General features: G+C 50.4%; 26 protein-coding genes. 10 read left to right on the top strand and 16 right to left on the bottom strand.

The window, feature by feature from the left end; all coding sequences use genetic code 11:
• Nucleotides 1-38 precede the first annotated feature (38 nt).
• The 3 genes from ABWW03_RS07510 to ABWW03_RS07500 all read right to left on the bottom strand — a co-directional run bounded on the left by ABWW03_RS07510 (nucleotide 39) and on the right by ABWW03_RS07500 (nucleotide 4723).
• Nucleotides 39-1565, bottom strand: a complete 1527-nt coding sequence (locus ABWW03_RS07510; RefSeq protein WP_353407425.1) for an indolepyruvate oxidoreductase subunit beta family protein — start codon at nucleotides 1563-1565, stop codon at nucleotides 39-41.
• A gap of 11 nt (nucleotides 1566-1576) precedes the next feature.
• Nucleotides 1577-3829: an indolepyruvate ferredoxin oxidoreductase subunit alpha gene (locus tag ABWW03_RS07505; protein WP_353407424.1), complete on the bottom strand. Its 2253-nt coding sequence runs from the start codon at nucleotides 3827-3829 to the stop codon at nucleotides 1577-1579.
• A gap of 114 nt (nucleotides 3830-3943) precedes the next feature.
• A complete protein-coding gene (locus tag ABWW03_RS07500; protein WP_353407423.1) occupies nucleotides 3944-4723 on the bottom strand; it encodes a cyclase family protein in 780 nt (259 codons plus the stop codon).
• A 469-nt stretch (nucleotides 4724-5192) separates the two neighbouring features.
• Here ABWW03_RS07500 and ABWW03_RS07495 point away from each other — a divergent pair, with 469 nt between their 5' ends.
• Together ABWW03_RS07495 and ABWW03_RS07490 are read left to right on the top strand one after the other, a co-directional pair.
• Nucleotides 5193-5675 carry a MarR family winged helix-turn-helix transcriptional regulator gene (locus tag ABWW03_RS07495; RefSeq protein WP_353407422.1) on the top strand — a complete coding sequence of 161 codons (483 nt, stop codon included), beginning with the start codon at nucleotides 5193-5195 and terminating at the stop codon, nucleotides 5673-5675.
• A complete protein-coding gene (locus ABWW03_RS07490; RefSeq protein WP_353407421.1) occupies nucleotides 5675-6097 on the top strand; it encodes a MarR family winged helix-turn-helix transcriptional regulator in 423 nt (140 codons plus the stop codon). Before ABWW03_RS07495 ends, ABWW03_RS07490 begins: the two co-directional genes overlap by 1 nt.
• 3 nt (nucleotides 6098-6100) lie before the next feature.
• On the opposite strand, the gene glpQ is transcribed toward ABWW03_RS07490, so the two are convergent.
• Both glpQ and ABWW03_RS07480 read right to left on the bottom strand, forming a co-directional pair.
• Nucleotides 6101-7198, bottom strand: coding sequence for a glycerophosphodiester phosphodiesterase (gene glpQ / locus ABWW03_RS07485; protein WP_353407420.1), 1098 nt, complete (start codon nucleotides 7196-7198; stop codon nucleotides 6101-6103).
• 167 nt (nucleotides 7199-7365) lie between these two features.
• Entirely contained in the window at nucleotides 7366-8079 is a 714-nt protein-coding gene (locus tag ABWW03_RS07480; RefSeq protein WP_353407419.1) for a YebC/PmpR family DNA-binding transcriptional regulator, read from the bottom strand.
• Nucleotides 8080-8192: 113 nt separating this feature from the next.
• On the opposite strand from ABWW03_RS07480, the gene ABWW03_RS07475 reads away from it, so the two are divergent.
• Complete coding sequence (locus tag ABWW03_RS07475; RefSeq protein ID WP_353407418.1) at nucleotides 8193-9149, top strand: ROK family protein; 957 nt, start codon at nucleotides 8193-8195, stop codon at nucleotides 9147-9149.
• Here ABWW03_RS07475 and ABWW03_RS07470 read toward each other — a convergent pair.
• The 3 genes from ABWW03_RS07470 to ABWW03_RS07460 form a co-directional block, all read right to left on the bottom strand.
• Complete coding sequence (locus tag ABWW03_RS07470; RefSeq protein WP_353407416.1) at nucleotides 9146-9793, bottom strand: glutathione S-transferase family protein; 648 nt, start codon at nucleotides 9791-9793, stop codon at nucleotides 9146-9148. The two genes, ABWW03_RS07475 and ABWW03_RS07470, sit on opposite strands and share 4 nt — an antisense overlap.
• 67 nt (nucleotides 9794-9860) lie before the next feature.
• Nucleotides 9861-10181 carry a hypothetical protein gene (locus tag ABWW03_RS07465; protein WP_353407415.1) on the bottom strand — a complete coding sequence of 107 codons (321 nt, stop codon included), beginning with the start codon at nucleotides 10179-10181 and terminating at the stop codon, nucleotides 9861-9863.
• Between the two features lie 115 nt (nucleotides 10182-10296).
• Complete coding sequence (locus tag ABWW03_RS07460) at nucleotides 10297-10497, bottom strand: DUF4177 domain-containing protein (protein WP_353407414.1); 201 nt, start codon at nucleotides 10495-10497, stop codon at nucleotides 10297-10299.
• Nucleotides 10498-10873: 376 nt separating this feature from the next.
• Between ABWW03_RS07460 and ABWW03_RS07455 the strand changes: the two genes are divergently transcribed.
• Nucleotides 10874-12100 carry a serine hydrolase domain-containing protein gene (locus ABWW03_RS07455; RefSeq protein WP_353407413.1) on the top strand — a complete coding sequence of 409 codons (1227 nt, stop codon included), beginning with the start codon at nucleotides 10874-10876 and terminating at the stop codon, nucleotides 12098-12100.
• Nucleotides 12101-12263: 163 nt separating this feature from the next.
• Here ABWW03_RS07455 and ABWW03_RS07450 read toward each other — a convergent pair whose 3' ends face one another.
• From ABWW03_RS07450 to ABWW03_RS07415, 8 genes are all read right to left on the bottom strand, one after another.
• Nucleotides 12264-13004: a DNA/RNA non-specific endonuclease gene (locus ABWW03_RS07450; protein WP_353407412.1), complete on the bottom strand. Its 741-nt coding sequence runs from the start codon at nucleotides 13002-13004 to the stop codon at nucleotides 12264-12266.
• A gap of 193 nt (nucleotides 13005-13197) precedes the next feature.
• The gene (locus tag ABWW03_RS07445) at nucleotides 13198-14934 is read right to left on the bottom strand and encodes an FAD-dependent oxidoreductase (RefSeq protein WP_353407411.1); all 1737 of its coding nucleotides are present in this window, start codon (nucleotides 14932-14934) and stop codon (nucleotides 13198-13200) included.
• A gap of 26 nt (nucleotides 14935-14960) precedes the next feature.
• Nucleotides 14961-15452, bottom strand: a complete 492-nt coding sequence (locus ABWW03_RS07440) for an aromatic-ring-hydroxylating dioxygenase subunit beta (RefSeq protein ID WP_353407410.1) — start codon at nucleotides 15450-15452, stop codon at nucleotides 14961-14963.
• An 11-nt stretch (nucleotides 15453-15463) separates the two neighbouring features.
• Nucleotides 15464-16789: an aromatic ring-hydroxylating oxygenase subunit alpha gene (locus tag ABWW03_RS07435; protein WP_353407408.1), complete on the bottom strand. Its 1326-nt coding sequence runs from the start codon at nucleotides 16787-16789 to the stop codon at nucleotides 15464-15466.
• A gap of 90 nt (nucleotides 16790-16879) precedes the next feature.
• Entirely contained in the window at nucleotides 16880-17623 is a 744-nt protein-coding gene (locus tag ABWW03_RS07430; protein WP_353407407.1) for an SDR family NAD(P)-dependent oxidoreductase, read from the bottom strand.
• A gap of 56 nt (nucleotides 17624-17679) precedes the next feature.
• Nucleotides 17680-18072, bottom strand: coding sequence for a Zn-ribbon domain-containing OB-fold protein (locus tag ABWW03_RS07425; protein ID WP_353407405.1), 393 nt, complete (start codon nucleotides 18070-18072; stop codon nucleotides 17680-17682).
• On the bottom strand, nucleotides 18072-19274 hold the full coding sequence (locus ABWW03_RS07420) for a thiolase family protein (RefSeq protein ID WP_353407403.1): 1203 nt from the start codon (nucleotides 19272-19274) through the stop codon (nucleotides 18072-18074). The genes ABWW03_RS07425 and ABWW03_RS07420 overlap by 1 nt, the downstream gene beginning before the upstream one ends.
• Nucleotides 19271-20887 carry an AMP-binding protein gene (locus ABWW03_RS07415; protein ID WP_353407402.1) on the bottom strand — a complete coding sequence of 539 codons (1617 nt, stop codon included), beginning with the start codon at nucleotides 20885-20887 and terminating at the stop codon, nucleotides 19271-19273. Before ABWW03_RS07415 ends, ABWW03_RS07420 begins: the two co-directional genes overlap by 4 nt.
• 452 nt (nucleotides 20888-21339) lie before the next feature.
• On the opposite strand from ABWW03_RS07415, the gene ABWW03_RS07410 reads away from it, so the two are divergent.
• From ABWW03_RS07410 to ABWW03_RS07385, 6 genes are all read left to right on the top strand, one after another.
• On the top strand, nucleotides 21340-21909 hold the full coding sequence (locus ABWW03_RS07410) for a hypothetical protein (RefSeq protein WP_353407401.1): 570 nt from the start codon (nucleotides 21340-21342) through the stop codon (nucleotides 21907-21909).
• Nucleotides 21910-21922: 13 nt separating this feature from the next.
• A complete protein-coding gene (locus ABWW03_RS07405) occupies nucleotides 21923-22603 on the top strand; it encodes a response regulator transcription factor (RefSeq protein WP_353407400.1) in 681 nt (226 codons plus the stop codon).
• Nucleotides 22604-22605: 2 nt separating this feature from the next.
• Nucleotides 22606-23967 (top strand): ATP-binding protein, encoded by a 1362-nt coding sequence (locus ABWW03_RS07400; RefSeq protein WP_353407398.1) that lies wholly within the window; start codon nucleotides 22606-22608, stop codon nucleotides 23965-23967.
• Between the two features lie 15 nt (nucleotides 23968-23982).
• A complete protein-coding gene (locus ABWW03_RS07395) occupies nucleotides 23983-24297 on the top strand; it encodes a Bor family protein (protein WP_353407396.1) in 315 nt (104 codons plus the stop codon).
• Nucleotides 24284-24631 carry a Bor/Iss family lipoprotein gene (locus ABWW03_RS07390; protein ID WP_353407395.1) on the top strand — a complete coding sequence of 116 codons (348 nt, stop codon included), beginning with the start codon at nucleotides 24284-24286 and terminating at the stop codon, nucleotides 24629-24631. The genes ABWW03_RS07395 and ABWW03_RS07390 overlap by 14 nt, the downstream gene beginning before the upstream one ends.
• A 103-nt stretch (nucleotides 24632-24734) precedes the next feature.
• Complete coding sequence (locus ABWW03_RS07385) at nucleotides 24735-25511, top strand: MipA/OmpV family protein (protein WP_353407394.1); 777 nt, start codon at nucleotides 24735-24737, stop codon at nucleotides 25509-25511.
• Nucleotides 25512-25598: the final 87 nt, after the last annotated feature.

Genomic DNA, 25598 nt, shown 5'->3' with positions numbered 1-25598 from the left:
CGGTCGGTACAATCCACGCAGCCCCAAATCGATGAGCGTTAACTTGCCAGTGCCAGTTCGGCTTCGAACGCACTGCGATCTTCACCGCTTAAGGCCGCCTTGCGAAGTTTGGCTATTCGCGCAGCACAGCTGCCTTCACCGGACGCGAGCCAAGTATCGACTTCATCCATGATCGCATTAAAGTTTTCATAGCCACGCGCATGCGTATCGCTATAGCCTTTGATGAGATTCTGACACTGAGCAATCTCTACAGCCGTATCATAATCACGGGCAACAGCTTGCTTAATGCGGTCCAGCCAAGCCTCAATATGATTATTTTCGTGAAAATAACGTAAGGTTTTTCGGCGTCCGGATTTGAAACTGGCCAACATATACAATTGCAAAAAACCGCTGAGCTTGGCGCTCTGCAACTTTCGGCCATGGGAAAACAAGGCTGAAATACAAGCTCGCGCCATACGATTATTCAGTGCCCACTCTCCTAAGGCTTTTGGCATGCTGTCGCAGATTTCCTCTACCCTGGGGTGCAAAAACTCCACGGGATAAACCATTTGCTCATCGCTGGCCTTCACTTCACGGCGAATTTTTTCAAAACGATCGGCACGAATTTTTTGCTCGGCCACACGAATGGTATCTTGGAACGCCATCCACAATGCCAACTGCTTGGCCAACTCATTGCTGAGCATGTAGTCCTTCGCCGAAGAATCCAGTTCAAGTACTTCTTTCAACCGATCCAAATACTGGTGGGCGTATTGCGGATCCTGATAATCCACCAACTGCTTAACCGCTTCAAAGACCAAAGTTCGGCTGCCTTCGGGAACGTCATCACAGACACGCTGCAACAGAACTTTCGCCGACTCGCTCTTCACCTGCTCTGGCAAATCAGAAAATACCTGATCGTCTCCGACATTCGTGGCCGATTGCGGTTCTTCACCCTGGCCTTTTTGATACGCCGCATTGAATGCCGCCAAACTGCTGGCAACCGCAACACCACCGGCTTCGATCGCCGCTTCAAACTGTGCTTTATTAAACGGCAAAGCCTCCGATGCCGCCAACGCACCAAACAAGGCCGAACTGATGACAGAGTGATTTTCAATCGCCAACTGATTCATATCGAAGGCAATCAAACGTTTAGACTGTTGCTCAGCGATGGCAACGATCTTGTCGCTGTCCACCAAGCCATTTCCTTTTTGCTGGCGCTCGGAAACCGTATAAGAACGATGCGTGGTAGCAATCAGTGTGGTGCGATCCGGGCTCACAAAACCTCGCTGAAGCGCGCGCCCCGCCTCGACCAGCTCTGCGGCTATCAAGACATCCACATCCCCCGGAACCGGAGTCATCGCAAGCACCGGCTCTTGATTAGTCTGCGCCATCGCGGACTGGGAAAACAATTCGAGATAATAAATTGTTGCCCCCGTGCGCTGAGCTACGCCGGGAACCGACGTCGATTGCGCAACATAACCATTGGTTTCAGCCAGGTCTCGAATCCAGTTCGACAACACCCCTCCGCCCTGGCCACCCATGGCGGAAATCGCTATCGTGATCGGTTTTACTGCTTGTTCACTCATAGGGCTACTCATTAAAAGGCGTGTTTATCTAACTTGGCTTGTAATCTATTTTGCAAAAAGCCGATCACTTTTTGGCGAATGCGATGTAAAAAGCTATCCATTTTGCTCGGATTGGTAATCACCTCGGCGCGCACAAAGGATGGGCACAACACCGCCGAGTGCGCATTGGCACCACACAAGCCACAACCCAGACAGTCATTGTCCACGTACGCGACCGGATCGGACTTTAATGGATTCGGATTTTCTTTCACCGTTAATGACGGACAACCCGACAAGCGAATGCACGCGTGATCACCGGTACAAGTTTCATCATCGACAAAGAACCGCTCCCGAACCACGCGCTTGCCTTCTTTGATTGCCGCACGGGTCTGTGGCTTCACCCGGCGCTGCTTGTTCAGCATACATTCGTTCTGGGCGATAATAATTTTCGGACCTTTGATGGAGGTTTCCATCGCCTCCTTAAACGTCGCCTTAACCGTTTCAACATCATAGGTATCGACAACTCTGACCCACTTGGCGCCGACACCTTGAACCGCTTTCTTAATTGGGTTCTGGGTACTGCGGTGGTCTACGTAGAACTTGGAAGACAAAATATCCTGACCGCCAGTAGCCGCCGAATAATTGTTATCAACAATCAAAAAGACATTATCGTTTTCATTAAAAACCGCGCTGCCAATACTGCTGGTCAAGCCATTGTGCCAGAAGCCACCATCCCCCATCACATTAATGGTGCGGCGCACGCCTTCGACATTAAACGCCGAACCAGCTGCGCCACCCAGGCCATACCCCATGGTGGTATTCCCCAGATTAAATGGCGGCAAAATGGAAAACAGATGGCAGCCGATGTCAGCACTGACATGGAACTCACCTTTTTCAAACTGCAGTTGCTTAATCGCCGAAAAAATCGGACGCTCTGGGCAACCCACACAAAATCCTGCCGGGCGTGGTGGCACCAAATCATCCAGATCTTGTAAGGGAATCAGATTATCGGCTTGTGGGACAGGTTGCGCCGTGGCGTTTGCAATAACACTTTGGGCCGCGGCGGTAGGGTCAAAGCGTTGGACAACATTGTCGGCAGCGTGGATCTGATCGTTTGCGGCATCGACCTCAGCATTGCCTAACATCTGGGGCGCTTCAGTCTGAATAAACGTCTCGACCCCTTCTTTCAGGGGCTGGCCTTGATACTCACCGTAAACTGGCAACATGCCCTTGCCGTGTAAGCGCGTCGACACTTCCGCATTACGCAGCATTTTATTGATGGCTTGTTCGATATAGTCCGGCTGTCCTTCTTCCACAACCAATACCGCATCTTTTCCACGACAAAAGTCGATGATTTCCTCATCCACATAGGGATAAGTAACGTTCATGCAATACAGGGGGATATCACTGTTACCAAACGCATCGGCTAAACCAAGAATGTTCAGAGCGCGAATCAGAGTGTTATACAAACCACCCTGCAAGATAATCCCGAGCTTGTCGTTCCCACCACGGCGAGGTTCAAAGAATTCGTTCAGTTGATTGGCTTTAATAAAATCGATCGCCGCTGGCAAGCGATCTTCAATCTTTTCTTTTTCATGTAGAAAGACAGAAGGTGGCAACACAATTCGGCTGGTATCACGCTCCGGTTTTTCCATCGCTTCTTTCACAGTGAGCGGCGGGCGTACATTGTCCTTCGCGGTAAAACGACCATGCACATGGCACGCACGAATTCGCAACTCTAGCATGACCGGAGTATTACTGGCCTCTGATAACTGGAAGCCCCATTCCACAGAATCGGTAATGGACGTCAAATTCGGGCGAGGATCCAAAAGCCACATTTGTGACTTCATGGCGAAGGCATGGGAACGCTCCTGCATAATGCTGGAGCCTTCACCGTAGTCTTCACCAACGATCACCAATGCGCCGCCTTTGACACCGCCGGAAGCCAGATTCGCCAGCGCATCGGACGCAACGTTGGTTCCCACAGTCGATTTCCAGGCAACCGCACCGCGCAATGGATAGTTTACCGAAGCGGCCAACATTGCTGCCGCTGTTGCTTCGCTGGCATTGGATTCAAAGTGCACATCCAGCTCTTCGAGAATCTCCTGGGCATCATTGAGCACATCCATGAGATGAGAGATCGGAGACCCCTGATAACCACCCACATAGGCGACACCAGATTGCAGCAACGCCTTGGTGACACCGAGAATACCCTCCACATGGAGTTCTTCACCCGCACCCTTGCGTAGAATTTGAACTTCTTTTTTAAACGACCGCTCGGCCATGGGAACTACCTTGAGCCAGGCACAGTTAAGGCCTCGCCTATCTATTCGAGAGGAAAACAGCCACCACACATGCGATGGCTAAAATGCTATGACGTCAGAATCAAACGGTGTCCGTTAGGACTCAACCAACGCCAGTACACGCAATGGACTGCCCGAGCCATTTTCAATCTTCAGCGGTGGCGCAATGACAATGGCGCCCTTAGGGGGCAGTTGATCCAAATTATTCAAACTGGCTAAACCGTACTTATTGGCACCGTGCATCAAAGTATGCGCCGGGAAAGGCGTTTCAAAACCACCGGCCGCTCCGGCATCAGTGCCCACGGTCTCCACTCCCCAACCCATAATGTTGCGCTCTTCCAACAGGTATTTAATGGCCGCTTCTGAAGGCCCTGGCGTGTGAGGGCCATTTTCGTCGGCGTTGAGGAAATCCGCCCCTTCACGCTTGGACCAATCGGTGCGCATCAATACCCAGGAACCCGCTTCAATATCACCGTGTTCGGCTTCCCAGGCTTGAATATGTTCTGGCTCCAGCAGGAAATCGTTGTTGTCAGCGGACTCTTTGCTGAAATCCATCACACAGGCGGGGCCCACCAGATTATTCACATCAATTGTATCGGTGGTGCCATCAGTGTATTCCTTACCGCTGATCCAATGGCCCGGGGCATCAAAGTGCGTCCCCGTATGTTCACCACAGCTGATTTGATTCCAATACCAGGCCGGACCACCGTCATCGAACTCGGAAATCACTTCGCTCTTAAACGCTGGAGAATTGGCAAAAGGCTCAGGCAACTGAATCACCGGCGTATCAGGGCCCAGCACCTGGGTAAGATCGACAACTTTTACGGCACCGGAGCTCAACTGCTCGGCTAACTGCATCAGACTATTCGCAGACATAGGGAATCCTCTCGCTATTCTTATCATTCATTCGATTCAGGCTTACCGGACCCAGTGCATTCAACACTCATCCGCCAACAGAACCCTACTGTGCCACAGCAAGTCCATACTTCAACCGCAACGACGATAAAGCGAGATTAACGCCCTATATTCACAGCGGATATCAAAGTACGTCATGGCAACAGAGGCCAGCCTTAGCTGAAATATATATTATGAGTAATTCTTTAACTTGTAAACAATTTTTCGGGGCCTATCCCGACCCATTGCCATTTGAATGGCTGGCTTTGTAAGGAATCCTAGAATCGGCTCCAAAACCCCGATTTTGGCGTGGTTTTAGGCGGCTTTCCGGGACGTTTTTACGATCTGAGTCAAATACATGCCATGTAAGGTTCTTTTACACAGGCGATCAGGGGTACAATAGCTGGATGGTGCACAGATAAGCACCCGCAATTGAGATGAAGACATATTCATGGATAACGTACTACAAGAAAAACCATACAACGACAGTCACAGCAAAAACGCCCTGCGCGCTTGGTTACAACTATTAAAGTGTTCTAAACGCATGGAGCAAATGACCAACAGTCATTTGGACAAGACCTTTAAAAGCTCCCTCACCCGCTTCGACGTGCTGGCCAATCTGGACGCCATGGACGGAGAAACCGTGAGCACCACAAAGCTGGCCAAGAGCCTGCTGGCTTCCAAGGGGAATATCACGCGCCTATTGGACCGCATGGAAGAAGATCAGCTGATCACCCGCAAACCCAATCGTGAAGATCGTCGGATCAGCGATGTTTTTCTGGCCGACAAAGGCCGCGAAGAATTTCAACGCATGGTCAACGATCACGAGAATTGGGTGGACCATGTGTTCAGCGTGCTCAGCAACGATGAAGAAAAAATGCTGATCGAAACTCTGGGCAAGTTGCGCAGACATTTGGAAAACACGGTTGTCTGATGAGCAAAGGGTTTGCGCAAAACTATCTCGGCTTCCTGTTGGCCAAGGCCAGCCACATCACCAGTAACGGCTTTCACCTGCGGCTGAAGCAATACCAGATTCCGATAAGCAGCTGGCGGATTCTGGCCAGCTGCTGGGATGACAAGCGCACCGTAGGTGAATTGGTTGAGATGGTTTTACTCAACCAACCCACCGTGAGCAAATCTCTGGATCGTCTGGCCAATGATCAACTGATTGAGCGACGCAAAGATGAAGACAACCGCCGTCTGGTGTATGTCGCGCTCACGGAGAAAGGCCGACAACTCATGGAGGAACTCATTCCTTTGGCCAACACTCACGAACAGCAAACTTTCGCGCACCTCAGTGAAGAAGAGAAACAACAGCTCACCGAGTTACTGCAAAAAACCATTAGCCAGCCATAGCGCTTACAACGGCTGGGCGAGCAATCGATCCCGGACCACTTTGGCTCGATCTGGAAAATCCGTAAACACACCGTCGACTTTTAACGTCCCAATAAAATACGCCACAAAGTCTTCAAAATGCTTAAAGGCCTTCGGTACCTGCCCCGGGTCTGCGCGGAAGGTGTAAGGGTGCACTTGCAAACCGGCCGCATGAGCTTCTCGTATCATATGATTCGCCTGAGCAGTATCTGCATTCAGCAACATTGGAAACCAGGGCCCAATGCCTTCTGCATAATCGGCGATCTTTTCAGCCGCACCTGGCGCCAACATCCAATCGTAGTTATAGGGTTCAACCTTGAGCCCCAATGCATTGTTACTCATGCCCTCGCCCCAGTCTGTCATGGCAATTAGCTGAACAAGCTTCAGGTCCATTCCCAGCTTGGGCATTAACTCGCGATCGATACGCATCAATTCATTCGCATCAAAACACTGCACATACACTTGGTCTTGCGCGCTGAGATAGCCAAATTTTTTCAATTCTTTCAATACAGCCAAACTGATGTCTTTGCCGGCTGCACGGTGCAATGCGGGTGCTTTGATCTCTGGATAGATGCCTATACGTTTACCCATACTGTGATTCAAGCCCTGGATGAGTTCCAGCTCCTCGGACAAAGTAGAAACCCTGAACGTCGATTGTCCGAGAGGAAAACGAGCCGGGTATTTTTGTACCGCTTGGCCGTTTTTCTCTTCAAAGATTTCGGTCATCTCCAGCTGTTTGATTTCCGCTAAAGTGAAATCCATCGCATAGTAACGGCCATCACTGCGAGCACGCCCAGGGTACACAGCCGCAACATTAGTCACGCGATCCAGGAAAGGATCGTGCAGCACCAGCAAAGCATCGTCCTTGCTCATGACGATATCCTGCTCAATGTAGTCCGCGCCCATACCATAGGCCAAGGCTTTCGCCGCCAGGCTGTGCTCGGGCAAATACCCACTGGCACCACGATGGGCAATGATCACTGCGGGAGATGACGAATCACTCACCGACGCCTCAAGCACCACTGAAAACAGGCTGGACAAACTGAAAAACGAAAGGCACAAAGAGAAAATAGAAACGCGCATGACATCATCCTAGTTAGCTTGAGTGCTTACGGTAATATCGATGTGTGAAAGCAATATGAAGGACACCATAAAAGATCATAGGGAAAGAACCATAGTAGAAAGCAGTGTGCCCTCTTTCCAGGTGTCCAGGCACAAAAAAGGCCGCTTTAAGCGGCCTGGTCACTCGATCATTCAGCGTTGTGAAAGACCCGCTGAACATCGTCCAGATCGTTCAACATATCCAGCAACTTATCGAAGTTTTCCTGATCATCTGCCGCAACGGGCGTGGTGGTCTGAGGCACAAATTGAATCTCATCAAGATCAAATTCAATTTCGCCAAAGGTTTCAATCAACGCCTGTTTTGCTTTGTGGGACTCAGTATGAGGAGCAAATACCGTTACTTTGCCTTCATCCAACTCGATGTCGGTAACATCCACATCGGCCATCATCAACGCTTCCAGCACCGCTTCTTCGTCGTCACCGGCAAAAACCAAAATAGCCGAGTGGTCGAACATATGACTTACCGTACCCTGAGAACCAATTTTCGCTTTGGCCTTGTTAAAACAGGTACGTACATCACCAAAGGTCCGGTTGGGGTTATCCGTCAAGCACTCAACAATCACCATGGTATTGCTGGGCCCAAAGCCTTCATAACGCGCTGGAGAATAGTCTTCACCGCCACCGCCTTTCGCTTTATCCAGAGCCTTCTGAATAACGTGGCTGGGAACCTGATCTTTTTTTGCACGATCGATCATCGAGCGCAAAGCCAGATTACCATCGGGATCGACACCACCCGATTTAGCGCACACATAGATCTCACGACCATACTTACTGTAAACCTTGGCTTTCATGTTCGATGTTTTGGCCATCGACTCTTTGCGGTTTTGGAAGGCTCTGCCCATAGGAATCGTCCATCACTTCGTTCAAAAGGCGGGATTTTAACAGCTCCGGCGGTGGCAAGAAAGTCGGCTGCCGGATACCATGCCCTGCAACACGGATAATAAAGAGTCAATCCATGAACAAGGCCAACAAACAGCGTTTGGGTGTTGATCTGGGCGGAACCAAAATTGAGGTGGCTTTGCTCGACGCCCAGGGCCAGACCATCGAAAGAGAGCGCCTGCCAACCCCTCAGGGAGATTACCAAGGGACGTTGGAGACCATTCATCAACTGATCAGCAATGTGGAATCCCGACATACGCTCGACGGCCTCCCACTGGGCATCGCCACACCCGGCTCGCCATCCAGCGTGGATGGCACAATGAAGAACTGCAACAGCACCTGCCTGAATGGTCAAACACTACTCAACGATTTGAAAACAACGCTTCAACGCCCCGTTCGCTTGGCCAACGACGCAGACTGCTTTGCCCTTGCCGAGGCACACAGCGGCGCCGCCCAGGAGGCTGGCAGTGTCTTTGGCGTTATTCTTGGCACAGGTGTGGGCGGTGGATTCGTCATCAACAAACAATTGCTCCAAGGCCCCAACCATATCTGTGGCGAGTGGGGGCACAATCCCTTTTTCCTCGACGCACTGACACCCAACACGGCACTGGACATGCAAACGTTCTCAGCCTATAACACGGAACGGTCCTGTTACTGCGGAAAAACAAACTGTGTGGAAACCTGGTTGAGCGGGCCGGGCCTGAGCCAGAGCGACTGGGAATTATCGGGACAGATCCATCGACGCCCTGCCCAAGACATTGCTGTCGCCAGCCAACGTGGGGAACCCCAGGCTCAACAGGTTCTTGAACACTACACCTATATGCTGGCAGCAGCCCTGGCAACGGTGATTAATATCATCGACCCGGAAGTGATTGTGCTCGGCGGTGGGCTGTCGAAAATCGACAGCCTGTATCAACAACTGCCCAACGCACTGAGTTCCTATGTCTTCAGCGATGACATTTTGAACCGCATTGTCGCCGCTGAACAAGGGGATTCGGCGGGGGTCATTGGGGCGGCTTATCTTTGGGGCTAAGGATTCCCGGCAAAGGGGCTGATATCCATTCCCTCAATCTCACACACTGCACGTACGGTGGGGTTGGCGCTCATGCGTTTTAGATACGCCGTAAGATGCTCAAAACTCAGCGGTGAGGTCTCAATGGGTAATGACCACTCCGCCAGCATAAACAAAAAATAATCACAGGCACTCAATCGATCCCCCAACAAATAGGGATGGTGTTCCAGTTGATCGTTGATAATCGACAAAGCCTTGGCAATGCACATCTCCTGCGCCGCGATCACATTGGGAATAGTGCTCTCATCATTGGTATGCCGATGAGGGTAGTAATAGACCATCAATTCGGCTTGCAAGGTATTATTCAAAAAAGCCAACCACTGAAAAAACAATGGTCTCGAAGGATCACCCAGGAGGGGTATCAATTCGTGTTCAGGGTGTGATTCACATAAATGAACACAAATGGCCGAACTCTCAAAGATGGCCTGACCTTGATCAACCAACGTAGGAATACGCCCAGCCGGGTTCAGCCTTAAATACTCCGCTGATTGCTGCGCATTTGACTGTTTATCAACCAATAGCAACTCATAATCCAGCCCCATATGATGGAGAAGAAAGTGCGGAGCCAGACTGGCGTTATTGGGGTAATAATAGAGCTTGTACATGATAGACTCCTAGTTTGCGAAACCACGGCTACGACGCCCGAAAAGGCAGCGGACAGACTCTAGCACTTCAAAACGATGCACCACAATACATACAGTAAGGTCGGCTGACGGCTGTTTTTCGCCGACAGTTCGTACAGATGCTCACTTCGGAAAACTTTCCGTCCCGCTTACCATCTCGAAGGTCAATTTCCTCGATTTTCTTTTCGATCGTTTCCTTACTCACCCCCAAATCACCTAACAACTCGCCCAGCGCGAGAACATACAGATTGAGCCGTTCGAGCTTGTTATTCAGGTCGTCAAACTCGGTTGCAGCCTTTCTTTCTTGTTTTCTTTGCTTGGAACTCAGTTCATTGACCTGATCATTCCGTAGAAAGTCATGGTGGTTCATTTGATCTCCTCCTTTTGTGATCAAGCATTACTCAGCAATATCGATCATGCGAAAGGCGCGTTCAGTGTCGAGTTAGCCCTGACCTTCCCCCTATTCCAGTCCTTTACCCCACCCCTTATTTGGGGCGCTTGGCAACACCATGAAAATGTGTCGGGCCGCCGGGCATGGTGGGATCCATACGAAAATCGAGATCTATAATCTCCCACCCCTCGGCCCCCAGTTTATTCAAATAGTCTTCGGCCTGCTGTATCGTGCGCCCGCTTAGGAAGCCGCCTTTCTCGGCTTTTTCAGAATCAATAATTTTATATTCCCACATCAGTATCGGTTTCCTTCTCTGTGTATGGCACCCTCGCGCCCCCTGATCACAGTCAGCCCGAGGCGTCACCAGTCTACGTCGGAACTATGACGCACGCAAAAACATCACGCACCTCGGCAAAAACTCACGTTTGATGTAAACGCCATTATTGAATCCTCGCCTCGCACGCCCACACCTTATCGCATCAAGCATGGCCATAGACATACAGGTAATCATCTAATGTCAGGTAAAAATCAGGCAAAAATAAGAAGAATGTCAGGTATTTAATTTTCGACTCGCTATCTTTGACACGTCCAATACACCTACAAACAAACGCAGGATACGCTGGACTTGATCGAACTGAACACCAAGACTCAGCATCTCAAAGGAAATTCCCATGACCATCAACTTGAAAACCACGAGTTTGATCGCCACCGTGCTACTGACTAGCCTCAGCGGCATTGTTTTCGCAAGTACCAACGGGCATGCCAATGCGCCAGAAATCGAGGCTACTCCCATTCCCCTTATGTACAGTGAAATTCCCTACCTCGATAAAGCCTTTATCGATGCCACACCGGCCAACAGAAAGGACGGGATTCCCGTTGGGACCTTAGGTCTGAATGGTGGTAATAAGAAAATGATTCTCCAGTTTGCCCAGGAAATCGCCGACCACAAACACGGTTCATACGACAGTTTCCTTATCGCCCATAAAGGTAAACTCCTGTTTGAATCGTACTATAACCGGGGTCGCGTCAATCTCCCCCACTACCAGGCATCAGCGACAAAGAGCCATACCGGCTTGGTGCTCGGCCGTGCCATCCAGCTGGGCTACCTAACCATGGAGGACTTAGATAAGCCACTGCTTAGCTTTCTTAAAGATCTGGACTCAACAAAGTTTGCAGACGGTGTGGAAAACATCACTCTGAACCAAGCGCTCACTATGCAATCCGGCGTTCGCTTAAGCCGAGAGCAGAAAAAAGCGCTCAAGAAAAAACCGGCCCGGTTAAAAGGCCAAGGACTGGTTCAAGCTTGGTTCGAAAACACGACCCCTATTACGGCAGAGTCTCAGCGTTTTAAATACGGTTTTGGTCCGGAATTTGTCATGCAAGTTATTGAAGCGGTTGTTCCCGGATCGGCCAAGGACTTTATTCAAAAAGAATTTCTCGAAAAGATGGGAATCACACATTACCGCTGGCTCAACAATGGGATCACCGGACTGCCGGAATCTGGCTGGCGCTCAAGCTTGACTTCGCGTGACATGCTCAAAATAGGAACCCTGGTTATGAATAATGGGCAATGGAATGGTGAACAGCTGATTCCTGCTGCGTTTATCGATAAGGCCAGCAGCCGGCTCCTCTACACCGGCGACGATGATGTCCATTACGGTGGACAAGATGTTTCCAATCAGGGGTACGGATATTTCTGGTGGAGCGCTGACCTGAAGCTTGGTCATCAAAGCTACTACAGTGTATCCGCTCAAGGTGGTAATGGTCAGCTTATTACCTTGATCGAGGAGCTCGATCTCATCATCGTTCACACGGCCAACGATAACGATACGGCCTATCTGCAAAAAATAGCCGAGAACATTCTGCCCGCATTTGTCCAACCTTCCATCAACCCTTAGGAGGAGACGGCTACTAACAATAGGCTTTCCCAGAGGCGGCGACATTAAGCAAAACATTCATAAGCGAACGCTTCTGTGTCCAGCATTGAGTTTGCCCCACCTTGCCTCCACAGAAGCAAGGTGCGGCTGGCAAGAGACATCCGTTTCTGCGAGCTCCACTGCCCTAGTCCAGATCCCACATTTTGGCTGGTTTACGCTTTTGATTGTGTAAATCACCTCCGGCAACACGATCCCAAAAGCGACCTCCGACCTTTTGTTCGGCATCATAGGTGCTGACCAGATAGTCCTCCAGATTGCCCGTCAGTTTCTTGTTTTGCATTTCAAAGGTCCAGAGCTTAAGCCGTCCTCGATGATCTTCCGCCAAAATGCTTTTAACGAAGGCATGGGGCACGGGAATATCGATACCGTACTTTTCATCCTCATCACCGATCGTTTCTATCTTCTGATCAAAATAAAAAACTGGAGCAGTTAACACATAGGTTTCCAGAATATGCTTCTTATTGTTCAACTCTCTAACGGCCATTTCCAGTTGGCGCCAGATCTGACGATTAAAACCGGGTTTTTGGGGTGACATATTCGACAGTAAAAATGTTTCACTGTTTTGTATTTCACGCTCATCATGATTGGCGCTTGCCACCAGGTGGCCACGATCAAAACCGCTGCCTTTATAAGCCTTCAGGCCACCACGAAATCTTCTGGGAACCCGAATATCAGCACGAAAGTTATCTCGCCTCTCCACCTCCCACTCAAAATGGGCGTTTGGATTAATGATTTCCAAGACCCACTTCGCCTGTCTGAAATACCAGGAGTACCCAATCGTGAAGTACCGTCCTGTCAGTATTTCATCACACACCGGCGCACCATATCGAAGCTCACGTTGTATTTGAAATGGATCGCTCAACATTATGATTTCCCCCTCAGATTCTTGTGATCAACCATTGACCAGGCCATATCTAAACACAGCCACGACTAATGCCTATGACATTTTCAAGAACAGGGAAAAATAATGGCGCACAAAAAAACCTGCGTAGCGAACGGCGACTATTGAGCCGCCATTCGATAGACAGGTTATCCGTATTGCGTAATACGCAAACGCGTCAGGACATTAAATCTGGCATCCGTTTACTCAACTGCGCTTTTAACTCCGTGGCAGCACCGGTTAAGGCAAAACCTCTCAGCTCACCGGCCTCGTCATGAAACTCCGCTTTGACATTGATGCCCTCACCCATGATTTTCCAATGACCCGGAAGGTCTCGCGGTGGAGGACAAACAACGGTTGGGCAAGCAGGCGTTTTAATCGTGACGGGCATCACGCCGTAACGGACAAATTGCGCCCCCTCTTTGACGTGACCACTGGCCAGATTATGGGCCAACACCTTCGCACACTGACTGAGTGGTTCGATAAAATACAACAAGTGGCCATCAACCTGGGCACAATCACCCAATGCATAAACATCGGCCGCTGAACTCTGCAATTGTCGATCAACAACAATACCGCGCTCCACATTCAAACCGGCTTGTTCTGCCAATTGAATATTCGCTCGCACACCGATAGCTGAAAGGACAATGTCGCAATTTACGGTGTCACCGTTGCTCAAGCTCACTTTTAAGCCCTGCCCGTCACGGTCAATGCGTTCAGCCACTGTGTTAAAGTGATGTTTCACACCCAAGCGATTCAAGCCTTCTTGCACGGCATAAGACGCTTCCGGCGGCAACAGCGTGCCCAGCACTCTGTCCATGGCTTCCACGGCTTCGATCTCATAGCCACTGGCCGCCAAGTCATTCGCGTATTCGGAACCGATCAGACCACCCCCAATGATCAACACCTTGGCCCTCGCACCCAAACCGGCCAATGCGGTTCTGAAGCGTTGGTAGTCTATCAAATCATTTACGTGATACACCCGATCAAGAGCATTGCCTTGCATCGGTGCGTGAATACACTGTGCACCCAATGCGAGTACCAACTTGCCATAGGCCACCGTCTGCCCATTCAGGTTCAACGTTTTACCTTGAGTATCAACGGCATCTACCTGACTGAATATACGGATGTCCGCAAGCAATTCCGCCGCCATTTGTTCGGCTGTTTTGTTTTGCAGATCACCCGCCGTTTTGCCTTGACTGAATCCCGTCGATAACAGTGGTTTCGAATAGAACGCTCCATCGTCCCGGCTGATCATGATTAACGGCGTTTTCTGGTCAACCCGTCGCCACTCGCGAGCCAATTGATAGGCAGCCAAACCTGTACCAATGATCACCAGGGGTTCGCGACCGTGGTCGATCTGGTAGTTCGCCGTCTCAGCAACAGGCTTCGCGCCTGATTCGGTGGGAGCCAACTCAAGGCGCTGCATATCAAAATCTGATTTGCCAACACCACATTCCGGGCATACCCAGTCTTCAGGGATATCTTCCCAACGTGTGCCTGGGGCGATACCATCTTGTGGCCAGCCTTTGGCTTCATCGTAAATCCAACCGCATACAATACACTCCCAAACGCGAAAGCCATCGCTCTGGGATGTTGTTTCAGCGTCATTGGCCTTAGCTGCCTTATTCTCTTCTGCCGGTCCAAACATCGCCGCAGCAGAAACACTGGCGGCAGCAACACCGGCCCCCAAGATCTGGCGGCGATCGCTCATGCCGGCGAATTGATTGTGCGACTGCCCCAACGCGTCGGGATTCGCTGGATTGAACTGGCTTTTTTCTGCGCCGCAATCCGGGCAAGTCCAACCGTCATCCAACTGTGAGAACGGCGTTTGGGCAGCGACACCTTCCGCTGCCCAGCCAAGCTCCGGGTAGTACACCCAGCCGCATTCGTAACATTGTTGACACTGACTCATGCCAAACCCCCTAAATACCTGAGACCTTAAACGTAGGTTTGGATCGACCCATGAGGTGCGTCACAATTGATCAGGTCGACACGTTTGCGTTGAATATGATAACGGCCATCAATCAACACCAGGTGATAATCACAAGTTCCCGCGTAAAGCTGCTGCTGATCCCGGTAATACATGACACATTGAAAGTTGCATTTCACCTGGCAATCGCCCGTGCCCTCATCAAAATCCGTCAGCTGTACATTACCTAATACATGGGAACTGCGAATGGTAAAGTCTTTGGAATGAGAGCGTGGATTGTCAAAATGACGCAAACGAATTTCCATCAGATCACGGTCATCATAAAAGATGGAAATGTGATTCACTGGATCCTCCTGATCCGGCGTCACCGGCATCCAGTAATCACCGGTTGGGGTGAACAGATCAATCCATTCACGCAACTGCATGCGATCCAGCAAACCGGTTTCGTGATACAAAAACGCTTCAATTTTTTTAAGCCCCGGGCGTTGATACTGACTCATGATAATTCTCCCTAGGCTTTGATCTTAACGGTATCGGTATTGGTCATCAGCTGCAGCCAATACTTGTATTGATTACGGAATGGCAATTCACTGGAGCCCGTTGCTTCAATCGAGCCATCGGCCTGTGGTTCGTCATTGTCTTTCTGACGCTCCATGCTTACCCAATCGTGACCCTGACTGCGCAACCCTGACTGAACACGCTCATAAACTTCCAGATCATCCGCACCGACAATGGACGACGGTGAATTGATCAGGCGTGAATACAGCAAAGTCCGCTTTAGCATTTCATCCGGCGCACCTTTTAAGCGGAAGGTGTAGGTTTCAATATCCGTGCAGTTCACAGAAATCGGACGAACAACCCGAATCGCCTGAATGGCGCCCTTAATCGTCAAGGATGGGTAATACACTGTGTTGTGGCGTGCACAGGAAAAGATTTCCTTGGTCTTCTCCTTGCCATAACTCGTCTCCATCGCTTCGACATAGTCCGGCACAGGTGGATAGGCACTGTGAATACTGACCTTATTGCCCGAATAGCTATGACCATTGGGAAACACAACATGGGACATATCTTCAAAGAAATCGTAAGAACTGCCGAAAGGCCCAAGGATATGCACAGTTTCAGGCACTTCCTGACCTTCAGGCAATTCCTTGGCGTAGCTCTGACAAGCTTCAATAGCCGACTGGTGAGTCGCCATTGGATGCATATTGTCGTTCAGGTTTTCCACAAAGCTTTTCCAATTGCAGTCGTGGCGATAACGCAGAACACCACCCGCAATTTCCAACTCACCTTCCGGGGAGCGCTCAACCATATTGTCGATGGAGGTCAGAGAATCGCCAAAATATTCGTTCAGGTTCGGAGCATTAGCATCCAGATTGACAAATACAAAGCCGTGATAAACATCAATTTGGGCCGCTGGTCGCAAATTGTATTCCGGATCGTCTGGCGCAAAACCACTGGTTTCCAAAGTTTTGGTTGGAGGCGTTGCAAGCAACTTACCGTCAGTGGCAAATGTCCAGGCATGATACGGGCAGCGGAACGCTTTCGCACAACCTTTGCCATCGCCAACCAGTTTGGCCCCTTTGTGGGTACAGCGATTGTAAAATACCGAGATATCATCGTTGGTCCGATTCCGTACCATCAACATCGACTGGGAGCCAATATTAAAGGTTTTATAATCACCGGCATTGGGTACTTCGCTGGCGTGTCCAGCAAAAATCCAGGTGCGCCCCCAAACTCGCTCCATCTCCAGATCGAAAATTTCTTCGTCGGTATAAACCTTGCGATGCACTCTCGCAGGTTCCACTAATTTTTCAATATCTTCTACGGAATAGCTCATGGGGCAACTCCCTATCTCGCTTCACAATTAACATCATTATTTTTCGCCGCGATGCTTTTCTGTACCATCACGGCCTTTTTCTCGCCCGGCTTATAAACTCAAAGAGCCAAGGCTTGAACCACCGCAGACAAACAACGTCTGACCGGTGACAAAACTGTTTTTCTCATCGGCAAAGAAACTGACTGCCCGCGACACATCACCCGGAAAACCGGTTCGCTGCACAGGAATGCTGGCCGCCAGCTGTGTCATTTTTTCGCTGTTTTCAGGAATCACATCATGAAACATTTCGGTAGCCGCAATGGGGCCTGGAGCAACGGTGTTGACCGTAATGCCATACTGCCCCAGCTCCAATGCCCAAGTACGCGCCATCCCCATCATCCCGGACTTGGTTGCCGAATACACACTGCGCGTTTGCAAACCCAGAGCCGCTCGCGAGGTAATTAACACAATGCGACCGAAACCGGATTCTTTCATAGCGGGTAAGACCGCCTGAGTCAGGATAATGGTCGCAGCCAGATGGATGTTGCTGACGTAGTCCAACTCATCCAAGGCCACATCTTCAATCAGATTGGCTTTGATCACACCCGCGTTGTGCACAAAGCGAGTGATGTGAAAATCCTTTGCAACCTGTTCAGCAACTGCTTGGGTCGCGGCGCGATCAGTCAGATCGACTGAAACATTATGCAGACGTGACTGCCACTCGGTATTCTCAAGTTCGAGTGGACGCCGCGCCAGGTTAATAACCTGCATGCCCTGCTCCAGAAATTCCGCGCAAATACTGGCGCCGATGCCGGTGCTGCCACCGGTGACCAATACACATTCTGTTTTACTCATAGCATCACCCATTTGTTCTCAAGAGGATGTCTCTTTGACATCTATATTGCAGCGCTTTACTCAGCCCGGAATACGGGTGCTGATGCGGCATCTAACTGTAGTTTTACATTGACACGTTGGCCGCTTTGACCTTCACCATGAACATAGAGCACCGGGCCAATATCCAGTTTTACTGACAATAAAGACCAGGGAAGCTGCTCACTGAAATAGGCTTCAAAACTGTTATGCAGATCAATCCGACTGAGCACCTGTCCTTCACCTGAGCACAGCTGCCAACTCAAGGCATCGGCCAGGCAATGGCCACAAAGTTCACGCGGAGGATAAGACCACTGCTGGCAGGCTCCACAGTGTTGAAGATGCAGCTCTCCTTTTTCGGCGAAAGGTTGCAGCTGCTCACCCAAGACGGTGCGCTTGCGTGGAGGTAAAGATTGGGAAAAAGAATCGCTCATCAAACGTCTCCCTTTGCCAGAATGGTGGCAGCCGAACACAGGCCCCGATCGTAATTAATCATGCCGTAACCACTGACCATGGCATGACGCGCATTCGCGACCTGGTTTTTTTCCGCCTGGGCAAGTAATTGGCGAATGCTTTCAACCAGGCCAAGAAAGCCCGCCGCCGAACCGGCTTGACCTACGGATAGCTGCCCCCCCGAAGTATTGTGTGGCAGGCAGGCATTTGTCGTATCACCGAAACTGTGGCCATCAAACGTTAACGCCGTGTTGCGCACAAAATCTCTCGCCTCGCCTTTTTTACAGAAGCCCAAATCTTCCATTTGCATCATGGAAATCACCGGGTAATCGTCGTAGGTCTGCAATAGGTCAATATCATCTGGGCCCAGATCGGCCTGCTCATACAGTGCCGACGCATACTCTGTCCAACCCGCACGAAACTGAACCGGATCATCTCGGTGCGCATGATGCAATTCGTCTGCGGCCAGAATCATCACATAAGGCAAATTCAGGGATTGGGCACGCGCCACACTCATCATCAGGAAGCCTTCACCACCCGCACAGGGCATGACGCAGTCAAACATATGCACCGGGCCAGCTATAGGCCGAGCATTGAGATAGTCATCCATGCTCAGTGTCTTATGGCCAAGCAATGCACCAGGATAATGATTGGCGTTGTAACGCTGTGACAATGCAATACGCGCAAAGTCTTCACGCGTCGCACCGTACTGTTCCATATAGTGTTGAGTGATCAGTGCAAAGGCGGCGTTTGGCCCACCGGCGCCATAAGGATAGGAAGCATCGCGGGTAAAGGTGGAAAAATCCGCAATCAGGTCAGCAAAACTGCCCGCCTGATTGGTGTCACCACCGATGCAAGCCACAATATCCGCATCCCCCATTTGCACCGCACGTGCCGCGCGACGCATAGCAATAACCCCTGAGGCACCACCAAACGGTAACTGTTCGAGATAGCGGGGACTGATATCAAAATGCTGACAAAGACTGATCACTGAATCGGGCCCCAGAGAGAAACTGGAAATCGCCAAGCCATCAACATCGTCTTTCTTAATGCCGGCCTGCTGGATCATTTCTCCCAGACTGCGACCAATAAAATAGGCCGCACCTTTTTCGCTTTGTTTGGCATAACCCACGCTTACGGGGCACACCAGTGCTACTCCTTGGTAGCTGGCGGGTCTACTCATCGCTTACTGCCCTTCTTCAGGTGGCACAAATCAAAACAGCGTTTTTCATTGAGAATATGAGCACCCAGCTTTTTGATTTCGCCACGCTGGGGCTTATTGGATGCGGTCGTTGGCAGTTCATCAACAAAGGCGATGTAGCCCGGCAGCTTGTAATACACCAAGCGTTCACGGGCCGCTTCAATGATACGTTCAGCATTGGCCTCGCTGTTCGCCACGCCGTCTTCCAGAATGATCAACGCCATCACTTCATCACCCCGAATCTCATCCGGTACTGCACATACCGCCAACTGGTCAATCTTCGGGTCCTGACTGAGCGCAGCTTCAACTTCCAATGCGGAAATGTTTTCACCACTGCGACGAATGACGTTTTTGCGACGATCGACAAAGTGGAAGCTACCGTCTTCGCTCTGGCGCACCACATCGCCGGTATGCAGATAGCCGCCTTCCCAGGCTTCTGCAGTGGCTTCAGGGTTTTTATAGTAACCGGAGAAGAATCCCTTGCGCGGATTATCGCCCTTCGCCCGAACCAATAACTCACCAGGTTCACCGAAAGCCACTTCCCGGCCCTCTTCATCGATCAGTTTCACTTCCACATCATCGGGTAACTGACCAAAGCAACAGGTGCCAACGTGTCGAGGCTCGGCTGCCGCGGTAATGCATCCGCCAGCTCCCGATTCGCTCATTGCCCAACTTTCAATCAGGGGAAAACCAAAACGATCCTCGAAGGTTTTGTGATGCGCAGGATTCACACCAGCACCAAATCCAAACTTCACCGAAATTTGAGATTCCCACTCCCCCGCTTCAATGTTGAGCAAGATGGCCGGTAACACACCCAGATAATGCACGATGCTGGCACGGCTCTCGGCCACCGATTGCCACCAGCTACGGGGGTGAAAACGATCCAATTGAATTAAACAACCGCCGCTCATCACCATACCCATGGTGGATACCGCCATTGCATTCATGTGAACCAGCGGCAAAGGGGTCAACAGACGTTCCTGACCCGGCGTCAGCTGGATATGGCCACCAACGGTCTGATACCAACGACCAAATTCAAGAAAGTACTCATTGCTTAAAATGCAGCCTTTGGGCTTGCCGGTACTGCCGGAGGTATACAGCAAGGCGCATTCGCTTTGCTCATCACCCTCTTGTTCGCTCGCACGCTCCGGCGCCGCAACAAGACTGAGTACATCATGAGCGCTTGCGATGGCCAGCGGCCGATCATTCAGGGCAGCAGCCGCTTTCATCTGATCAATGCGTTCGGGCAATGCCACTGCCAGGCAGGATTCACTGTTCGCAAGCAGGTAAGCAATTTCTTCGTCCTGCATATCGCCATTGATCGGCACCACGGAAACCCCGAGAGCATTCAGCGCAAACCAGTGCACAAAGAAATCCGGTCTATTTCCCAGCAGCAGAGCCACTCGGTGCCCAACACCATACCCGGCTTCAGCATAAGCCTGATGCCAGGGGGCAACCTTCGCGTCCATCTCTGCATAACTCAGGGTGATGGCTTCGGGGTGATAAGCCTTGGCGGCACTGGCGGGAATATGCAAAAACTCGCAGCCTGAATACTGCTCAACACTGGCCTGCCATTGCTTATATACGCTTGTCATGTGCATTCCTACTGACATTCTTATCAATCTACTCGGTTCAGCCCTCGGGGCCATTGAATACAATATTATTGTTCTTTTTAAAGGCGCTGGGTGCGCCTTGGGCAAACGGAACGATTCCACTGGAAACTCGACGTCAACAGCGTGGATTCGACCACCTTCATTAAAAGACACCATAACTCAATTAAATATGAAATGGAATATATTTATATGTAAATATTTATCATAAAGAAGCCCTTCATTATCACCAATGATGAAACCTGAGCCACGGGCCCATCGGCATACCCAGCAAGACCTCCAATCCAATTAATCTACCATTAATGTATCGCTTTTATAGTCGCTCTGGCTTAAAGTCGTGCAATCTCTTTGCCGCCCGAAGGTCAGCCTCATTCGGGTAAAGCGGGCTTTCAAACGGCAAGAAGGATACGATCATTTTAACCCCTGAACGAAACAGCATGCTCAAGCAGATCCGCAACAGGCTTTCCCCCTTCATTTTCTCCCTGTGTCTACTGGTGACCCTCGCGGCCGCGCCAGGGCTCAGCCTCGCCCAAGCCGATAAAAAGCAGAAACCTCAGCAAGAGCAGCGCGACGAATCCGACAAAAAGTCTAAAAAAGGCAAACGCAAAAAGAAAACCCAATCTGACAATACCATTTGGCTGGAAGAAAAACTCAACCCCGGCACCCAATGGCTGGAAAAAGCCGTCAAACCCCTGACCCGCTGGATTGAAGATCAAGTACAACTGGCCCCCAAAGAACACAAAGGACGAGCGTCTAATAGACAAGAGCGCCCACAGAACAACAAGCCAAGGCCCGGTAATAATCTAACGCCCAACAATCCCGGAACACGGTTAAGTGAAGCGGACATACGACGCCTGCTCGCCCAACGCTACTCCGCCAATATTTTGCACATTAAAGCACTGGGCCAAGGTCAGCAAAAACGTTATCGGGTGAAATTGATCAACCAGGAAGGGGTCATTCAAATTCTTTATTTGAGCGCCATCAATGGCGAGGAGATTCCCCGCTAGGGATAAAAACACTATGCAAATTTTAATTGTTGAAGACGATCAAGAGTTACAGGGCCAACTGGCCAGACAACTCAGCAACAGCGGTTTTCAAGTTCAGGTCGCCAACGACGGGGCCCAGGGCCTCTACTTTGCCAAGGAGTTTCCGATCGATCTGGCGATTGTTGATTTGGGTCTGCCACGCATGGATGGCATGAGCCTGATTGAGCGTTTACGTGAAGAGGAGCTGAGTTTTCCAATATTGATTTTAACCGCGCGCTCTAACTGGAAAACCAAAGTACAAGGCCTGGATGCCGGTGCCGACGATTACCTCACCAAACCCTTCGAGCCCGAAGAACTGCAAGCTCGCATCAATGCCCTGCTGCGCCGATCCACCGGCGTTAATCGCAAACGTTTAAGCAATGGTCCCTTTCAACTGGACATCACAGCCAACGCCTTTTTTATTAATGACGATGAAATGGAGTTGACGAGCTTTGAATACCGCCTAATGGAACACTTTATGCTGAACCCGGGTAAGGTCGCCACCAAACCCCTGCTGCTGGAGCGTTTGTACGACGACCCAGTGGATGAAAATACCAGTAATGTTTTGGAAGTGATCATTGCCCGCCTGCGTAAAAAGCTCGACCCGTCCGGTGACTTAAAACCCATCGAGACACTTCGTGGTCGAGGATACCGCTTTAAGCAACTGGCCAACTGACCATGTCCATTGCCCAACGCCTATTTGTAATCAGCTTTCTGATCCTGGGTTTTATCGCCCTGGCGGTGGCTATTGGCCTGGGCAAGGCATACAGCTTAAATGTTGAAACCCTGATCCGCGAACGTTTGAAACTCATCAATTACAGCTTGCTAAGTCAGGCCGACAACTTCAATGGTGAAATTTATTTGCCTCACACCGTCAATGATGAACGTTTTAACTTTGAAGACTCTCCTCTGCTGGCCCAGGTATACGATGATCAGGGGCGCCTCGCCTGGCGCAGCGTATCCGCTACCACACATCAGCTCAGTTTGCCTCAACCCGAGGCTGGTCAATGGCTGTTTGGTTTAGCCGTGGATGAGCAAGGCCAGAACTACTACAGCCTGAGCTATAACACCAGCTGGCCTGATGAATTTGGCCGCCACAGCCGCTTCGTCTTCAGCGTGCTCGAAAAAGCCGACGGCTATCAGGAACGCCAACATAATGTTTACTGGCTGATTGCCCTCGCCACAGGGCTGGTGCTGCTTGCCCTCCTGCTGCTGCAATGGTTGATTGTTCGACTCAGTTTAAAGCCCTTGCAAAAACTCAGCCGCGACATTCAAGACTTGAACCATGGAGAACAGGAAAAACTCGCTTCAAACTATTCCAAGGACCTCAACCCGATGGCACTGGATCTTAATTTGATGATTGAGAACGAGCGCCGACAACGACAACGTTATCACGATCGTATGGCGGATCTGTCTCACAGTCTGAAAACACCGCTATCGGTATTACGGGGTTTAAGCCACGAGGCCGAAGAAGATTTGATCGACCAAAAACAACTCAGCTTGAACATGAATAAACAATTGCGCCGGATGCGTGACATTGTCGACTACCAGCTTCAACGCGCCGTGACTGGCAATCAACAGGCAAGCTTTGTTGCAGTCTCCGTCGAGCAAGAAGTCAGTGCCATTATTAAAGCCCTGCAGAAAGTGTATCTGGACAAAGCCATTCAATGCGAGATCAAGATCGATACCGACTTGTCGGTTTACGCCGATGAGCAAGACATGACCGAAGTGTTTGGCAATCTTTGCGACAACGCATTTAAATATGGCAACAGCCGGGTTGCGGTAGAGGCCTGGCAGGATAAACAGGCTTGGTATTTCAGTGTCAGTGACGACGGCCCCGGTATTCCAGAAGACGAGCAAGACAGTATTTTTGAACGTGGCGTCCGCTTGGATAGCCAAGCCGAAGGTCAGGGCTTTGGATTGGCCCTGGTACGAGAAATTCTCGCTTCCTATCAAGCCGAACTCAAGATATCAAACAGCCAGTGGCAAGGTGCCCGGCTGCAACTCCGATTCCCCAAAAATAATAGTCGTACCCCGTAATTATGGAGATTAAGTATGGATAGCAAGATCTGGCAGAGAACACTGACGGTGTTCGCTTTGCTTGCCCTTTGTGCCTGCACCAGTGTCACTATTCGCCCAAATGGTGGCGAGAAGCTGCACTCGGAACCCGATTACATTGACAGCAAACCGTTTTATCTGGCGGGTCTGATTGGTGAGCACACAGTGGATGTCAATGAAGTCTGCGAAGGTGCTGAAATCGAACAGATGCAAACACTTATCTCCAGTAACGACTATGTATTGAGCTTGCTGACTCTGTTTATCTATTCCCCTAGAACTGCCAAGGTATGGTGCCGCTATGAAGAAGCTTAGTTGTTATGCTCTTGTCCTGAGTGGCCTGCTGGCGATCTCAGGCTGTAGCCGCATTCACTTTGTGCAATATGAGCAAGAAAACAATCAACAGAAAGAAACTCGCTGGCATCACACCACACTGAATGGCCTGGTGGAGTTAAGCCCTCCTCTGAATCTTTCAGAAGTTTGCCGCGGTAAAGCCTGGAATCATGTCACCACAGAAACCACGTTTGGTAATTGGGCCGCCAGCTTACTAAACCCGACCGTTCCCTATCTGGTTTTGTACTCACCTCGAACCAATCAGGTACAGTGTTATCAAGTGCCAATTAAAAGTGAAACGGATAAAGGCGTATAGTTTTTCTGGTTAATGTTTCATTCAGAAAAAATTAATTTTGGGTTTAGCTAAGCCTCGTAAAGTACCTCACATAAACAAACACAAGACCAACAGTGAGGACTGTATGAAAAATGTAACTAAATTTGGAACCATCGCCACGTGCTTATTGTTAGCTGGAAACCTAGAGGCAAACGACGCAGTCGATCCAGGTCAGGCCGACAACACTTGGGTTGTTGGCATCGCCGCTGGCGCAATCAACAACCCCTATGCCGGTGAAGATAACGAAGGCATTATTATCCCGCGTGTTCGCTACAATGGCGATCGCTTTTTCTTCAATGAAAAAGGACTTGGCCTGAATCTGTTTACACAAGGCAGTTTGAGTGGCGGTCTGATTCTGAGCGGCGACGCATCATTTCTGAGTGACGACAAAGATTATCGTGGCAACGCTAAACTGGCTGGCTTGCGCGAACGCGACCATGCTCTGGAAGGCGGCTTCTACATCAACCATACAACCGACATGGGGCGCTTGCGTTTCAGCGCAGTCAGCGACATTTCCAACGAGCACAAGGGCCATACCGTCGGCCTGGAATACATTGCCGACCTGGAATTCGGTGCCTGGAATATTAATCCCTATGCCGGCGTTGAATGGATGAGTGACGATAAAGTGGATCACCACTTTGGTGTTCGCAGTAATGAAGTCACTGCAACCCGTGCCTTGTACAAGGCAGATGACAGCGTGAACTTTAACGCTGGCGTGCGCGGTCGCTACAGTTTCACCAAACACTGGGACTTCACTTTTAATACGGGCTATGGACGCCTGGGCAGTGGCATCACCGACAGCCCGATTGTGGAAGATAAAAACATCTACTACGGCACCCTCGGTGTGAATTACAACTTCTAAGATTCTTCCTGGTACGGAGCGCCCCCTCCCCGGCGCTCCGTATTCATTCCGCTCCCGGCGTTGACCGTCTTTTCTTTCGATGCCATT

It is taken from the genome of Pseudoteredinibacter isoporae (assembly GCF_040372805.1).
Lineage (GTDB): Bacteria > Pseudomonadota > Gammaproteobacteria > Pseudomonadales > Cellvibrionaceae > Pseudoteredinibacter > Pseudoteredinibacter isoporae_A.
This window is presented reverse-complemented; position numbering and strand designations above follow the sequence as displayed.

What these genes read in the sequence shown, in the direction of transcription:
- ABWW03_RS07395 (WP_353407396.1), top strand. Translation starts at nt 23,983, where the DNA reads ATGGATAGCAAGATCTGGCAGAGAACACTGACGGTGTTCGCTTTGCTT.
- ABWW03_RS07390 (WP_353407395.1), top strand. Translation starts at nt 24,284, where the DNA reads ATGAAGAAGCTTAGTTGTTATGCTCTTGTCCTGAGTGGCCTGCTGGCG.
- ABWW03_RS07480 (WP_353407419.1), bottom strand. Translation starts at nt 8,079, where the DNA reads ATGGGCAGAGCCTTCCAAAACCGCAAAGAGTCGATGGCCAAAACATCG.
- ABWW03_RS07460 (WP_353407414.1), bottom strand. Translation starts at nt 10,497, where the DNA reads ATGTGGGAATATAAAATTATTGATTCTGAAAAAGCCGAGAAAGGCGGC.
- glpQ (WP_353407420.1), bottom strand. Translation starts at nt 7,198, where the DNA reads ATGCGCGTTTCTATTTTCTCTTTGTGCCTTTCGTTTTTCAGTTTGTCC.
- ABWW03_RS07455 (WP_353407413.1), top strand. Translation starts at nt 10,874, where the DNA reads ATGACCATCAACTTGAAAACCACGAGTTTGATCGCCACCGTGCTACTG.
- ABWW03_RS07495 (WP_353407422.1), top strand. Translation starts at nt 5,193, where the DNA reads ATGGATAACGTACTACAAGAAAAACCATACAACGACAGTCACAGCAAA.
- ABWW03_RS07500 (WP_353407423.1), bottom strand. Translation starts at nt 4,723, where the DNA reads ATGTCTGCGAATAGTCTGATGCAGTTAGCCGAGCAGTTGAGCTCCGGT.
- ABWW03_RS07475 (WP_353407418.1), top strand. Translation starts at nt 8,193, where the DNA reads ATGAACAAGGCCAACAAACAGCGTTTGGGTGTTGATCTGGGCGGAACC.
- ABWW03_RS07430 (WP_353407407.1), bottom strand. Translation starts at nt 17,623, where the DNA reads ATGAGTAAAACAGAATGTGTATTGGTCACCGGTGGCAGCACCGGCATC.
- ABWW03_RS07400 (WP_353407398.1), top strand. Translation starts at nt 22,606, where the DNA reads ATGTCCATTGCCCAACGCCTATTTGTAATCAGCTTTCTGATCCTGGGT.
- ABWW03_RS07505 (WP_353407424.1), bottom strand. Translation starts at nt 3,829, where the DNA reads ATGGCCGAGCGGTCGTTTAAAAAAGAAGTTCAAATTCTACGCAAGGGT.
- ABWW03_RS07440 (WP_353407410.1), bottom strand. Translation starts at nt 15,452, where the DNA reads ATGAGTCAGTATCAACGCCCGGGGCTTAAAAAAATTGAAGCGTTTTTG.
- ABWW03_RS07510 (WP_353407425.1), bottom strand. Translation starts at nt 1,565, where the DNA reads ATGAGTGAACAAGCAGTAAAACCGATCACGATAGCGATTTCCGCCATG.
- ABWW03_RS07470 (WP_353407416.1), bottom strand. Translation starts at nt 9,793, where the DNA reads ATGTACAAGCTCTATTATTACCCCAATAACGCCAGTCTGGCTCCGCAC.
- ABWW03_RS07465 (WP_353407415.1), bottom strand. Translation starts at nt 10,181, where the DNA reads ATGAACCACCATGACTTTCTACGGAATGATCAGGTCAATGAACTGAGT.
- ABWW03_RS07405 (WP_353407400.1), top strand. Translation starts at nt 21,923, where the DNA reads ATGCAAATTTTAATTGTTGAAGACGATCAAGAGTTACAGGGCCAACTG.
- ABWW03_RS07410 (WP_353407401.1), top strand. Translation starts at nt 21,340, where the DNA reads ATGCTCAAGCAGATCCGCAACAGGCTTTCCCCCTTCATTTTCTCCCTG.
- ABWW03_RS07450 (WP_353407412.1), bottom strand. Translation starts at nt 13,004, where the DNA reads ATGTTGAGCGATCCATTTCAAATACAACGTGAGCTTCGATATGGTGCG.
- ABWW03_RS07490 (WP_353407421.1), top strand. Translation starts at nt 5,675, where the DNA reads ATGAGCAAAGGGTTTGCGCAAAACTATCTCGGCTTCCTGTTGGCCAAG.
- ABWW03_RS07445 (WP_353407411.1), bottom strand. Translation starts at nt 14,934, where the DNA reads ATGAGTCAGTGTCAACAATGTTACGAATGCGGCTGGGTGTACTACCCG.
- ABWW03_RS07415 (WP_353407402.1), bottom strand. Translation starts at nt 20,887, where the DNA reads ATGACAAGCGTATATAAGCAATGGCAGGCCAGTGTTGAGCAGTATTCA.
- ABWW03_RS07420 (WP_353407403.1), bottom strand. Translation starts at nt 19,274, where the DNA reads ATGAGTAGACCCGCCAGCTACCAAGGAGTAGCACTGGTGTGCCCCGTA.
- ABWW03_RS07385 (WP_353407394.1), top strand. Translation starts at nt 24,735, where the DNA reads ATGAAAAATGTAACTAAATTTGGAACCATCGCCACGTGCTTATTGTTA.
- ABWW03_RS07435 (WP_353407408.1), bottom strand. Translation starts at nt 16,789, where the DNA reads ATGAGCTATTCCGTAGAAGATATTGAAAAATTAGTGGAACCTGCGAGA.
- ABWW03_RS07425 (WP_353407405.1), bottom strand. Translation starts at nt 18,072, where the DNA reads ATGAGCGATTCTTTTTCCCAATCTTTACCTCCACGCAAGCGCACCGTC.